This window comes from Acinetobacter sp. ANC_7635, from assembly GCF_056779945.1.
The window spans coordinates 13,923-27,635 of record NZ_JBWYIS010000006.1 but is presented as its reverse complement, the minus strand read 5'-3'; the positions used below and the strand labels follow the sequence as shown (position 1 = coordinate 27,635).

At 40.8% G+C, this 13,713-nt stretch carries 13 protein-coding genes; 3 read left to right on the top strand and 10 right to left on the bottom strand.

What is annotated here, in order from left to right; genetic code table 11:
- Window positions 1–45 precede the first annotated feature (45 nt).
- The 4 genes from topA to AC1M89_RS08300 all read right to left on the bottom strand — a co-directional run bounded on the left by topA (window position 46) and on the right by AC1M89_RS08300 (window position 4,740).
- A complete protein-coding gene (gene topA / locus AC1M89_RS08315) occupies window positions 46–2,685 on the bottom strand; it encodes a type I DNA topoisomerase (RefSeq protein ID WP_481591572.1) in 2,640 nt (879 codons plus the stop codon).
- 32 nt (window positions 2,686–2,717) lie between these two features.
- Complete coding sequence (locus tag AC1M89_RS08310; protein WP_481587602.1) at window positions 2,718–3,167, bottom strand: ammonium transporter; 450 nt, start codon at window positions 3,165–3,167, stop codon at window positions 2,718–2,720.
- Between the two features lie 204 nt (window positions 3,168–3,371).
- A complete protein-coding gene (locus tag AC1M89_RS08305; protein ID WP_481591573.1) occupies window positions 3,372–4,382 on the bottom strand; it encodes a hypothetical protein in 1,011 nt (336 codons plus the stop codon).
- Window positions 4,383–4,494: 112 nt separating this feature from the next.
- Window positions 4,495–4,740, bottom strand: a complete 246-nt coding sequence (locus tag AC1M89_RS08300) for a SlyX family protein (RefSeq protein ID WP_035266784.1) — start codon at window positions 4,738–4,740, stop codon at window positions 4,495–4,497.
- A 34-nt stretch (window positions 4,741–4,774) separates the two neighbouring features.
- Here AC1M89_RS08300 and AC1M89_RS08295 point away from each other — a divergent pair, with 34 nt between their 5' ends.
- The gene (locus AC1M89_RS08295) at window positions 4,775–6,685 is read left to right on the top strand and encodes an ATP-binding cassette domain-containing protein (protein ID WP_481591574.1); all 1,911 of its coding nucleotides are present in this window, start codon (window positions 4,775–4,777) and stop codon (window positions 6,683–6,685) included.
- 59 nt (window positions 6,686–6,744) lie between these two features.
- Here AC1M89_RS08295 and AC1M89_RS08290 read toward each other — a convergent pair whose 3' ends face one another.
- From AC1M89_RS08290 to AC1M89_RS08270, 5 genes are all read right to left on the bottom strand, one after another.
- Entirely contained in the window at window positions 6,745–7,314 is a 570-nt protein-coding gene (locus tag AC1M89_RS08290; protein WP_035266789.1) for a HupE/UreJ family protein, read from the bottom strand.
- Between the two features lie 17 nt (window positions 7,315–7,331).
- Window positions 7,332–7,946: an urease accessory protein UreG gene (gene ureG / locus AC1M89_RS08285; protein ID WP_035266791.1), complete on the bottom strand. Its 615-nt coding sequence runs from the start codon at window positions 7,944–7,946 to the stop codon at window positions 7,332–7,334.
- Between the two features lie 22 nt (window positions 7,947–7,968).
- Window positions 7,969–8,634, bottom strand: coding sequence for an urease accessory protein UreF (locus AC1M89_RS08280; protein ID WP_481590387.1), 666 nt, complete (start codon window positions 8,632–8,634; stop codon window positions 7,969–7,971).
- Window positions 8,621–9,106 carry an urease accessory protein UreE gene (ureE, locus tag AC1M89_RS08275; protein WP_481591590.1) on the bottom strand — a complete coding sequence of 162 codons (486 nt, stop codon included), beginning with the start codon at window positions 9,104–9,106 and terminating at the stop codon, window positions 8,621–8,623. Before ureE ends, AC1M89_RS08280 begins: the two co-directional genes overlap by 14 nt.
- A gap of 171 nt (window positions 9,107–9,277) precedes the next feature.
- Window positions 9,278–10,165, bottom strand: a complete 888-nt coding sequence (locus AC1M89_RS08270) for a DMT family transporter (RefSeq protein WP_481591575.1) — start codon at window positions 10,163–10,165, stop codon at window positions 9,278–9,280.
- Window positions 10,166–10,557: 392 nt separating this feature from the next.
- Here AC1M89_RS08270 and AC1M89_RS08265 point away from each other — a divergent pair, with 392 nt between their 5' ends.
- Together AC1M89_RS08265 and AC1M89_RS08260 are read left to right on the top strand one after the other, a co-directional pair.
- Window positions 10,558–12,045 carry a PAS domain S-box protein gene (locus tag AC1M89_RS08265; protein ID WP_481591576.1) on the top strand — a complete coding sequence of 496 codons (1,488 nt, stop codon included), beginning with the start codon at window positions 10,558–10,560 and terminating at the stop codon, window positions 12,043–12,045.
- A complete protein-coding gene (locus tag AC1M89_RS08260) occupies window positions 12,036–12,683 on the top strand; it encodes a response regulator transcription factor (RefSeq protein ID WP_092766732.1) in 648 nt (215 codons plus the stop codon). Before AC1M89_RS08265 ends, AC1M89_RS08260 begins: the two co-directional genes overlap by 10 nt.
- A 35-nt stretch (window positions 12,684–12,718) precedes the next feature.
- Here the strand turns inward: AC1M89_RS08260 and AC1M89_RS08255 are convergent, their stop codons facing one another.
- The gene (locus AC1M89_RS08255) at window positions 12,719–13,711 is read right to left on the bottom strand and encodes a 2Fe-2S iron-sulfur cluster-binding protein (protein WP_481591577.1); all 993 of its coding nucleotides are present in this window, start codon (window positions 13,709–13,711) and stop codon (window positions 12,719–12,721) included.
- Window positions 13,712–13,713 lie beyond the last annotated feature (2 nt).

The following is a 13,713-nucleotide window of genomic DNA, read 5'->3' as shown; positions in this document are numbered from 1 at the left end:
ATAAAAAAATGCTGACCTAAGTCAGCATTTTCTGTTATTTAAACGTTAAGCTTCAATCCATTTACCATCTTGGTAAATCAAAGACCATTTCGTTTGTTTACCTTCAGGCGTTTCAGAACCAATATATTGCGCTTGATTTTTACGACTAAACTTCACTAAAGTTGGGTTTCCATCAGGGTCAGTATCTGGCGCTTGCAGAATAAACTGATACTTTGGATCTAGCTGTTCAGCAACCGTACGCAATTCCGCAACCTTAGGAGCACGAGTTTCACGTACTTTAGGGAATTTACTTGCTGCTAAGAATAAGCCTGCTGCTCCATCACGTAATACGAAAAAGTCGTCGTGTTTCGTTGAGCGCAAATGTTCCATTTTAATCGGGTCGACACGAGGAGGCGCTGGTTGACCGTTCTTCAATACTTTACGTGTATTTTCACAGCTTGTGCAGGCAAAATAAGGACCAAAACGCCCTGTCTTTAACTGCATCTCACCATCGCATTTGTCACATGGAATTGTTGGACCATCGTACCCTTTAATTTTGAACTCACCTTCTTCAAGCTCAAAACCTTCGCAGTCTGGATTGTTCCCACAGATATGAAGTTTACGACCACCATCAATAACATAGCTATCCATTGCTGTTTCGCAAATTGGGCAACGTTTTTTCGACATTAAATCTGCGGTTTCTGCAGACTCATCATCAGATAATGCGGCCAAGGACTCTACTGGCGTTAAGTTGAGTGTACCTTTACAACGTTCTTTCGGTGGTAAGTTATAGCCAGAACAACCTAAGAATACACCTGTGGTACCGGTACGAATCTGCATCGGACGATCACATTCTTTACAATGCACAGCATCAACTTCAACAGGCTGATTACGGCGCATGCCATTTTCACCCTGTGCAGTAGTCAGACGTTTCTTAAAATCACCATAGAAACTATCTAATAACTCTTTCCAATTACGCTCACCATCTGCAACTTTATCCAGTTGACCTTCTAGATCTGCAGTAAATGCATAATTCATTAAGTTGTTAAAACTTTCGTCCAAACGATCTGTAACGATTTCACCCATCTTCTCTGCATAGAGACGACGGTTATCCAATTTCACATAGCCACGATCTTGGATCGTTGAAATAATCGCTGCGTAAGTTGAAGGACGACCAATGCCTTTTTTCTCAAGCTCTTTCACCAATGATGCTTCTGTAAAACGTGCAGGTGGTTTAGTGAAATGTTGCGAAGGATCTAACTTTTGAAGTTGCAGAACTTCACCCACTTTCACAGCAGGCAGTAAAACATCATCATCCGACTTGTTCTGGCCACGTACTTTCGTAAAGCCATCAAATACCAAAGTACGACCTTTAGCTTTAAGTTCTACACCGTTTGCATCGACCAAGATTGTCGAAGACAAATATTCAGCAGGTGTCATTTGACATGCAACAAACTGACGCCAAATCAGATCATATAGACGCTGAGCATCGCGATCTACGCCCGCAAGCTGATCACCCTTCAACGCGACGTTTGATGGACGAATCGCTTCATGGGCTTCTTGCGCACCTGCTTTATTTCCAAAACGGTTTGGCTTTGCAGGAAGATATTTTTCACCATACTCGGTTTCGATATGTCCACGTACCATATTGACCGCATCATCACTCAAGAATGTAGAGTCGGTACGCATATAGGTAATATAACCTGCCTCATACAAGCGCTGTGCCATCGTCATTGTTTTCTTTACAGAGAAACCAAGTCGAGTACTTGCTGCTTGTTGTAAGGTCGATGTGATATAGGGTGCGCTCGGATTAACTTTGGTCGGTTTATCTTCACGGGCAGCAACTTTAAATTCAGCTTCTTTTAAAACATCCAATAAAGCATCTGTTTGTGCTTTGTTTTGAAGTTTTAATGTCTTACCTGACTGTTTGACTGCTTCTAAACGAATATCATCTTTTTTAGATTTGGTATCTGCAAAAACTTGCCAATATTCTTCAGGAATAAAAGCACGAATTTCTCGCTCACGCTCTACCACAAGTTTCGCAGCAACTGACTGTACACGACCCGCAGATAAACCACGTGCGATCTTCTCCCACAATAGTGGTGAAATCATAAAGCCAACAATACGATCAAGGAAACGGCGTGCTTGTTGTGCATTGACTTTATCAATGTCTAAACGAGCAGGCTGTTTAAATGCTTCTTGAATGGCATTTTTAGTAATTTCGTTGAAAACCACACGTCTATAACGAGAGTCATCACCACCAATGACTTCTTTTAAATGCCAAGCAATTGCTTCTCCTTCGCGGTCCAAATCGGTTGCGAGATAGACCTCGTCAACCTGCGAAGCAAGCTTTTTCAGTTCTGAAACAACATTTTCTTTACCAGGAAGCACTTCATAGTGTGCTTTCCAACCGTGCTCAGGGTCTACCCCCATACGATTAATCAGTGCCTGTTGAGCTTTTTCAGCTTTCTCTTCAGCAGTCTGTTTGGTACGTGTTACTGGTTTCTTTTCCGTACTTTTTGAAGCACCTGTTGGTAAGTCACGGACATGACCCACAGATGATTTCACAATGTAGTTTGAACCTAAGTATTTATTAATGGTCTTCGCTTTAGCAGGCGACTCGACGATCACTAAAGCACGTTTTTTTCCAGCTTCTGACGATTGAGCTGTAGCGCTTTTGGATGTGGACTTAGGAGCATTCGCCATAGTGAACCGTTATTCCTATAAGATTAAAAAAATTAAATTTCAGCCAATTTATGTAAAAGTGCTTTCATTTCATCAAGTTGTGTAGCGTGAAGATCTTCTTCTTCATTCCAGTACAAACCGACGCAATTAGACTGCATATCAATAGCATAAATCCCTTTTAATGCAATGGGGAAATCATTAAATTTCTCATTTCCGTGAACAACATTGAGTTTTTCATTTTCAACCAAAGCGCGCATTAAAGGTAGGCGACCATCAGGAATGATAACGCTGTAATACGCCACCATACTGGCACGATTTTCTGATGCCATTGGAATATTGGTCCATGAAGGTGCAGCAATCAAACGTGGGTGTAATCCCATTTTTCGCGCTTTCTCACGCATAATCCCCAAAGCTTTTTCTCTTGGATTTACACGTAATCCGAAGATCGAGCCCAGCACAAACACAACGATAAGAATCGTTATCCAAAGTCCAGCATTTTCCATAGTTCACCTTTTGCTTCTTATATTAGAGTTGCATAAGCCGAATATAAAAGGCAAGTTGAAAATTAAAAATACGATTTATAGCGGCATGAAACCAGTATTGAGACCTGAACCAAATAAGGCACGATGTGGTATAACCCACCTAAGCACAGTGCAACTGAAATAAAAAAAAAGCGATAAAATCATCGCTTTTTTCCTAGGCATATTTTAGTTCAAAAACATCTCATGGCTATAAAGTACTTCATGACCATTCCAATAAATATATCCCTTATCAATCATTTCCTTAAGCAATAATCGCACATCAGATTTTGGAAATAGCTGTTCTAATAAATCACGCAGTTCATAAATATCTTTAGGCTTTCCGGATTTTAAAGCGTTCAATTTTTGGATGACTTCCAGCTGGACAGGATCTATTTTTTCAAAATTTTTAAACAAATCACTCTGAATATGTTGAATGTCTTGTGACTCTTCAATTTCAGCTAAAATGTCTTTTGCTTCGATATGTAGCTTCGCCAATAACGCATCTACCTGACCAAGCTTGTGGTCTGCTACTACATCTTCATCAACATTCATATCCAATTGAGCCCACTGCTTTAATACCTTTTTACGAAAGGAAATTTGCTCACCTTCTTTTTTAACTACCTTTAAATTAATCAGCATGCCAATCAATTTAGCGCTGTGCTCGTCATTTATGCGCAACGTATTCTCGATCGAGTTTTTAAGCTTAGCTAAGGTGTTGGGCTTCCCTTCCATACGAACCACAACATCACAATACTGCTTTACTTTAAATAAATCATGATTTTGACGAATAGTTTCAACTGAAGGCACGTTGTATTTGAGTTTTGACACAGGTTGCTCTGGTTGTACCTGTATCAAATTACATTGAATGCCAGAAGCTCGCATCATGTCAGCCAACATGGTGCTACAGTCTCGTGCAGAAATCACATCAATCTCTGCGCCATGCTCAACCAATGCCAAGATTTGCCCCACAATCACAGCGTACTCAAATTCTTTTTCTTTTGCCTCAAGCATTTCTAAAATGACAATTTGACCACTACTAATCCAACTCGCAAATTCAGTCAAATCAGTGAGACTGTAATAAAAACTCCCTTTCGAATGAAATAGATAGGTCGTGGTGTAATGTTGCACAATCTCCCGAAATAACGTCGAAGTCGGCATGTTATTTTCAAGATCTATTAGGACAACTTTAGCGCTCATAGGATAAGATTCAGAATTCGGCAAGTGAAAAGACTATTACAACGACCTTCATATCAAAGGTCAAACTATTTACGCATACTTCTTAATAAATAATCAGTATTTATGTCACGTCTTAATAATGTGGCGGTTTATCCAAAATTGGATCAAATGGAGCAACACCATCGTCAGCATGAGTAGCTTCAACACGTTGATACAAAATTTGCATTTGTTTCTTTAAATCGCTGATTTCACGGCTTTGTAATGCAATTTGAATATTTAACTGATCAACTAATTCATCTAAAAATGCAATTCGGACTTGCAAATCTTCTATGGGTGCGGAAAATGACGCCTGCTCATTTAGATTTTTTTGATTCGACATTATAAGTCCTCATCAGGGGATTTCAGGAAACATTATGGCCTATATTACCTTAAGGGACGTCCAACTCGCATTTGGTGGACCGTACTTACTCGACGGCGCGAATTTTAGTTTAGAGCGCGGCGAACGAGTGTGTTTGATTGGCCGTAATGGTGAGGGTAAGTCTACTTTACTTAAACTCATTGATGGAAGTTTATTGCCTGACGCTGGTGAAGTTTCCCTGCAAAATGGTATTACCATTTCTATGCTGGCTCAAGACGTGCCAATGGACTCGGGACGTGTTGCAGATATTGTGGCAGATGGCGCAGGTGAAGCAGCTTCTGTTCTTAGAGCTTATCACGAAGCAAGCGAAGCTTGTGTAGTCGGCGATATGGAAGCTTGCGATCGCATGGGTAACTTGCAACATAAAATGGATCAATTAGATGGTTGGGCACTTGAAACTAAAGTGAATTCAATCCTCAGTAAAATGGGACTTGATCCTGATGCTGATTTAGCTGATCTTTCAGGTGGTCGTAAACGTCGTGTGCTTCTTGCACGCGCACTACTCACCCAACCTGATGTTTTGTTACTCGACGAACCAACGAACCATTTAGATGTTGAAAGTATCGAGTGGTTAGAAAAATTCTTACTCGATCAAAATAATCTAACATTACTCTTCATTTCGCATGACCGTTCATTTGTAGACAGTATTGCTACACGTATTGTGGAACTGGATCGTGGCATCTTACGCAGTTATGAAGGGAACTATTCACGTTACCTCGAACTCAAAGCTGCACAGATGGAAGCAGAAGAAAAACAAAATGCGCTGTTCGATAAAAAGTTAGCAGAAGAAGAAGTTTGGATTCGTCAAGGTATTAAAGCACGTCGTACCCGTAACGAAGGTCGTGTGCGTGCCTTAAAAGCATTACGAGAAGAATCTAAAGCCCGCCGTTCGCAGCAAGGCAAAGTGAGCATGGCCACCCAAGATGCTCAACGTTCAGGCAAAGTGGTCTTCGAAATTGAAAACCTCAGTGTGCAATTTGGCGACAATCCTCCAATTATCAAAAACTTTAACGCATTGGTGCTACGCGGTGACCGTATTGGTCTAGTCGGTGACAACGGTGTCGGTAAAACCACGCTGATCAAAGCAATTTTGGGTCAACAAGAACACTCAGGTACGGTCAAAACAGGGACACAACTCGAAGTGGCTTATTTTGACCAGCTTCGTAACGTGCTCGATCTTGAAAAATCGGTAAAAGACAACGTGGCCGAAGGGTCAGACTTTGTCGATATCAATGGCGGACGTCGTCATATCTATAGCTATTTACAAGATTTCTTGTTCTCCCCTGAGCGTGCTCGTACACCTGTAAAAGCCCTTTCTGGTGGTGAACGTAACCGCATTTTATTAGCGAAATTACTGCTTAAACCATCGAACCTCATCGTGATGGATGAGCCAACCAATGACTTGGATATGGTGACGCTTGAGCTGCTTGAAGAGATGCTCAGTGATTACAAAGGAACTTTATTGTTGATCTCGCATGACCGTGCCTTTATGGACAATGTCGTGACCTCAACTTGGGTATTCGATGGCAAAGGCAATATCGATGAATATGTCGGTGGTTATCAAGACTACCTCATGCAACGTCCTGATCAAACTGTAGTCGATCAGAAATCTGCGGTGAAGAAAGCAGCTGCAAAAGCTGAAGCGGCGGCAACCCCTGCACCCGCAGTTAAAAAAGTAAAACTAAGCTATAAAGATCAACGTACTTTAGAACAACTTCCTGCTGAAATGGAAGCTTTGGAAAAGGAACAAGCCGAGATTAATGCGCTTTTAGCTGATGGTTCTTTATTTGTGACAGATAGTGACAAAGCAACTCAACTTTCGATTCGCCTTACTGAAATTGATGAGTTACTTTTAGAGAAATTAGAGCGCTGGGAAGCGCTTGAAAGTCTTGCGAATGGTGGCTGATTACCCTGATGAATAAAAAACTCCGCGCTTGCGGAGTTTTTTTATTTTGCCAAGTTTGATCACGCTAAACCAATTACTGCAACCAATGCTGCTAGCACACCTACAATCTTTTTACCTTGTGGAACAAATTTCACCATCAATGCCCCTAAACCCAGTCCAAGAGCATAAATCATTGCCATGGCAGTAATCATGCCTAAAATCTGAACGCCAACATTTCCATTCATCGCTAATTCAGCTCCGTGTGCTGAACCATGAAAAACTGATAGAAACACTGCTGCAACTGGAAAAATTCTGTTCGATTTGGTCCATAAACTTACAGCTAAGATGAACAATGAACCTACAATTCCAATTTCTGCAACGCCATTCGGAATAATTCCATGCGCACCTAAACTGAATCCAGCAACAAGCGCTGTAAGCAAGCCCCATGCCCCTATCATCTTCCAAATTTTAGACATGCTCCACATCAAAACGCCGAAACTGAGTGCCATCATCAAATGATCCAATCCTGTAAACGGATGAATGAAGCCCGTCCAAAAATTAGCGTCATGGTGATGATGGCCTGGATGTGCCATTACAAGGCTCGGAACACTTGCCAGAATGAATAGACCGAATTTATTGCATTGTTTCATCCTTTAAGCCCTCTTGTTTAAGCTTTGAATAAACCTTGTTTTTCAATAAAACTGATAATCTCGTTTAAACCATCTTCAGTTTTCATGTTTGAAAACAAGAACGGTTTATCTCCTCGCATACGCTTGGCATCTTGGTCCATCACCTGCAAATTCGCTCCAACCATTGGCGCCAGATCTGTTTTATTGATAATCAGTAAGTCAGACTTGGTGATGCCTGGACCACCTTTACGTGGAATTTTTTCACCACCAGCAACATCAATCACATATAACGTCAGATCAGACAGTTCAGGGCTAAACGTTGCTGCCAAATTATCGCCACCACTTTCAATGATAATTAACTCTAGACCATCAAACTTTTCACATAAGTCATCAATCGCTGCCAAATTGATTGAGGCATCTTCACGAATAGCCGTATGAGGGCAACCGCCAGTTTCCACCCCCACAATACGATCGGGTGACATGGCTTCATGACGAGTTAAGAAGTTGGAATCTTCTTTTGTATAAATATCATTGGTCACCACCGCCATATTGTATTTATTACGTAATGCACGGCATAAATTTAAAGTCAGTGCTGTTTTACCAGAGCCGACTGGTCCACCAATTCCGACACGTAAAGGAGAACGTTCTGACATGATTGATTCCTTATGATAATTTTTAAGATCTAAATAAACGCGAATATTGTGTTTCATGGGACATGCTGAGCATGGCATATTGAGGTAAGGCACTGCTGAGTTGATGATCTTCTATACACATTGCATGCGTTATGGCATCTGGGACTAAACCATGTAAATGCCACAAAATTCGTTGACCACTCATCTGTCCGAGCGGCACAGTTTTGACTGCGCCAAGTACTTGGTTTTCTAAAACAGTAAATGTATACGCCGTTAAAACATCTTCGATATTCAGATCCAATCGCCCACATAACTGAGCATATACAGGTACAAATCCAAGTTGTTTTTTGACCGTAACGGGCATTTTCAATACATCTTTAATCCATGCGTTCAAGGAAAATGCCAACTGCTGCGATTCAGCCAATAACTCACGACTTTCACGACTGGCTCGATACAACTGCGCCCAATGATTAAACTGCTGTTCATCATCATGGGCCTGCATCAAACGCTTCAATACAGGTAGCTCAAAACGAACCAAAAGCATTTCCAGAACTTCTTCGAAGTACGCAATACTGGATTGCTCATCATGGATCAAACCTTGATCGATCGCACTTTCAACACCTTGCGAATAGCAATAAGCGCCTACAGGCAAAGCTGTAGACGACAAAGTTAACAGTTTGAGTAAGTGAGCTGCATTAGTGATGCGCATGAGCATGAATCGCTTTGATTGGGCTGAGACGATGATCATGTCCATGCTGAGCATAAGCACCACTTTCTGGCTCAAATGGATGATCCACTTCAGTCACCATTAAACCCAATCCTTCGACCATTTCTGCTAAGACATGATCAGGTTCAAAATATAATGCATGAGGAGTGAGCATAAGAGGGACATGACGATTCCCTAAATGATAGGCTGCTTTCAAAAGCTCAAAATCAGAAGAAGCTTGGGCACACATCAGGCGTTCGGGCAATGCGTCCACCCGCAGTAAGTCACCTGATTCAGTTGCAATAAATGATCCGCCGCGAAGAATACCTGTGCGCGGTAAATCTGCACCAATATCGCACCCTGAAACTAAAGTTGCACGAAAACGGCTCTTTTGTCGTGTATCAAAGTTGAGTTGCACAGTTTCGAAAGCTTGATCTTCTGTCACTGCTTCTATTCTTTGAGTATAGATTTTCATGCCTTTCCTATTGTCGCTTGAATACTTTGCTTTAATTTCAACTCGCGAAATGTCTTGTTCAACATCAATCCATTTACGCATCAAAATTAAGCATTATTCATGCCAACATGAAATCTATTGGTGCATCCCCTTCTTTCTTATTAAATAATATTTGATGATCTCTAAAAATATTTAAGCCCAAATCACCAAGATTGCTGCAATCACAACTAAGGCTAATCCCCAATGTTCGGCTTTCGCTAACTTTTCTTTAAAGAAATAAGCGGAGATCAACAAACTAAATAAGATTTCAATTTGACCAAGTGTTTTTACAACTGGGACACTCATCATACTCATGGCAGTAAACCATCCGAGAGATGCCATAAAACTACATACACTGACTTTAAAGGTCAGTCCTAGACGTTGCCACATCGCCAGCAACGTTTGATGACTGAATAAACTGAGATACAAAAGCATACTCAAACATTGTAAGCCAATCACCGACAGTAATACCCATGCAGCGCGATGAATTGTTGGCAACATTGTTAGTTCAAGACTGGCCTCTCTAACCAATAGTGAAGTGATAGCAAAACACAAACCACTTCCGATGCCAATCACCAGTGTTTTGGGTGAAAATCCTGTAAAACCATGTCCCCGACTCAACAGAAACACAGCAAAACCACCCAGTAACACCCCAAACCATACCAACCATGACAAATGATCAGAGAGAAAAGCAACGCCAATGATTGCAGCTAAGATCGCTTCACTTTTAGCCAGTCCCACGCCAATGGCATAGTTTTTTTGTTTAAATAACTGCACCATCAATGCAGTGGCTAAAATTTGGCTAATGCCTGCGATAAAAATATAAACCCAATATTTTGTCGTAAATTGAACAGTCGCTGTTACAGGTGAGAAGTGATAAAGGCTACTCAAATAAATCAATGCAAAAGGCAAGGCGAAGATAAAGCGTGCAAGGGTGACGCCCCATACATCGACAGTGGTACTCAATTGTTTTTGAAAGGCATTGCGCCAAGCCTGCATAAAAGCAGCCATGAGGGTAAAGAGAATCCAACTGAACGCCATAAAAATATCACTTTAATGAGTAGGACTGACGGGTTTTATTCTATGCCTCATCCAGTGTAATGACTAATCAAAAAAGGATTGTATGTAGATAGCATAAAGTTTGATTTTATTCGTTAGATAAAAAGATGATATTTTTTGAGCTAACATTCCTCGTGTAACTGTCACCTAAATCAGTTGAAGTAACATGGTATCTAAATTGCATAACATTGAGATCACTGATAAATTTTTCACATGAATATTTTTATATGTTAAAAGTATGTAATTAGACCCTAAGTCTAATTGCAAGATGCTGCCCCTTAATGCAGTATTTACTTATAAAAAAAATGATTTATCAGTGACGATATTTCACCCTATACCCGATAGCCGGAAGCCATCTCAGGTAAGGACCTACAATGACCAGCTTACAATATTATCAAACTATTTTTGATAAAGCGGGCGATGCAATTTTTGTACATGATATTGGCAGTGTCCAATTTATGGATGCCAATGAAGCCGCTGTAGAACTTACTGGATATAGTAAATCTGAATTGACACAAATGAACGTTGAAAAGATCAGTGCTTTTCAACATGGTTTTGATTTGCATCATGCACTCCGAAAAGTTCAACAGGCCGCCACTACAAAAGACGAAGCAATCACATTTGAATGGTTAATAGAGTCTCAAGACCAACGTCATATCCCAGTTGAAGTATGTCTTAAAAAAGTTGAGATTGAAAATAAACCAAAGCTTCTCGCTCTAGTACGTAACATCAGCGAAATCAAAAAGTATCAATATGCTCTACAGTCTAAAGATCAATATTTCAAAATGCTGCTTGAGCATTCTGGAGATGGAATTGCTATTCTCGACTTACAAGGCAAACTACTTTATGCCAGCCCATCATTACAAGGTATTCTTGGTTATCGGGATCGCTTTGTACTCAATAAGAATGTGTTAACTGCAATTCATCCTGATGATCGTATTAAAGTCAGACAGCTTCTATTTAAGAAAACGGAACAACGTGCAGTTGGTGTGATTCATTACAAAATCTTGCACCACAATGGAAAATGGCGACACCAAGAGGCAACCTATCGTAACTTATTAGATCACCCTGATATTCAGGGAGTATTGGTGAATTATCGTGATATCACTGAGCGTATTGAGGCTGAAGAAAAAGCACGTGCTCGTGAAAAGCAACTTGGTCATATGTCACGTTGCAAAACGATGGGCGAACTGGCTACAGCGCTCGCCCACGAATTAAATCAACCACTGGCTGCACTCAACAATTACGTTGGAGGTAGTATTATTCGCATTCAAAACGGTTTAGCCAACACACAAGAGACTCTTGATGCCCTCAATGCTGCTTTAAATCAAACACATCGCGTCAATGGCATTATTCACAGCATGAGAAGCTTTTTACGTAAAGGCGAAGCGAATTTCCAGATTCATTCTGTGAGTCATCTTATTCAAGAGTTACATCCTTTGATTAAGCTTAAAGCAGATCAAGGTGGATGTACCATCCATTATGAATTAAGTGTTTCGCCTATTTTTATATCAGCAGATGAAACGCTCTTTAGCCAAGTCATTATCAATCTCGTCTTCAATGCGGTCGATGCTCTACAAACTAACCCTGAGGGTGAAAGGGACATTTATATCCGCACTTGGCAACATAACCAACATGCTCGAATTGCAATTGCAGATAATGGGCCTGGACTCGAAGGGCAAAATCCAGAACAAATTTTTGAATCTTTCTATTCAAGTAAAAACAACAGCATGGGTATTGGCTTAACTCTGTCTCGAAGCATCATTGAAAACCATCATGGTTATTTATGGGTCTGTGAAGGTGAGTCCGGCGCTATTTTTAATATCTCTCTGGCAGCACAGGAGCGTACAAAATGTATTTAACCAATTCTCATGTTCCCGAGCCCATTGTGTATGTGATAGATGATGATCAAGACATTTGTAATTCACTCACATGGTTGCTCGATTCCGTGCAACTCGAAACAAAAACATTCAATAGTGCTACTGAATTCCTGAATTATCAGCGCCCGCAAACGCCTGCATGTTTGATTCTTGACATTCGTATGCGAGGAATGAGTGGCTTGCAATTACAACAACAATTGAACCAACAAAAAACCCGTATGCCGATCATTTTCATGACTGGCCACGGCGACATTCCAATGTCGGTCAATGCGATGAAAGCTGGGGCATTTGATTTTTTAGAAAAACCTTTTAATCCACAACATATGCTTAATCAAATCCAAGCCTGTCTGCAACTTGCTGAACAAGACTTTATTGAAGAAGAAAAACGTCAAGAACAGATGATTAAATTGAAATCTTTATCACCAAGAGAAAGTGAGATTATAAATTTATTGGTCGATGGACTTTCGAGTAAACATATCGCACAAATGTTGAATATCAGCCATAAAACAGTAGAAATTCACCGCACTCATATTCGTCAGAAATTAGGAACTGAATCTATCGCACAGATCGTCAATATGGTCTTGATGTGTCGTGATCGCTCAATACCGGCGATGGGTTAACCATCGCCTGAGCGGGAGAAAAATGATATCTTCGATTAAAAGAAACGATCAAAATGAATTTGTTGTTGTGGAATACCTGCTTGATGGGCCATTTGTTCAATAGATTTCACCATCGGTGGCGGACCTGCACAATAAATTTCATGCTCACGCAATTGTTCGCCTAATACATCTTGAATCACTTCATGAATAAACCCCGAACGGATACCTTCAATGAGTTCAGAGGAGGTTGCAGGTACATAATTGAGGCGTTCCCCTAACTCTGTCCAGTCACGTAATTGATTTTCAGTAAACAAATCACGTTGCTCACGACCACCATGGAAAAACCAGACTTTTTGATGTTGCAAATGTGGGTTAACTGCAACGCCACGAGCAATCGCTAACATGGGAGCAAGTCCAGAACCACCAGCCACACAGACAATAGGGCGAGGCTTCTCTTGTAAATGCGCTAACCCATATGGACCATCAATTTGAATATCAGCCTTTTCACGTAACTGTTCATCAAATAACAAATTGGTCATTTTACCATCAGGAACACGTCGAATTTGGAAGACCCATAAACCGTCGTCATTCGGCAGATTGGACATCGAATAGGCACGAAGTAACTCTTGATTCACCCAAATTAAAGCGTATTGTCCAGGAATAAATTGTGCTGGCTCATCTGATTGAAAATGTACTTCCAAAATATCATGTGTCACCAAATGAGCATGCTTCAATGTTACTTTTTTTTGTTTTGGAATAATTTTAGGAACACATTGTTCGTCTAAACGAAGCTTAATCACGCAATCCGATTTGGGGCGACACTGACACGCCAGTAACCGACCTTTACGTTTATCACGATCGCTTAATCCAGGTGCATCTGCCCATAAATTTTCTACTTCACCTGACAGGACTTCGATTTTACACGTCCCGCAACCACCCGCATTACATTCGTAAGGAATGCCTAGTCCTTCACGTAAGCCACCGCGTAGCAATACATCATTAGCTGAACAATAAAATTCGGCTTGACCGTCTATTTGGATTTTATACATCG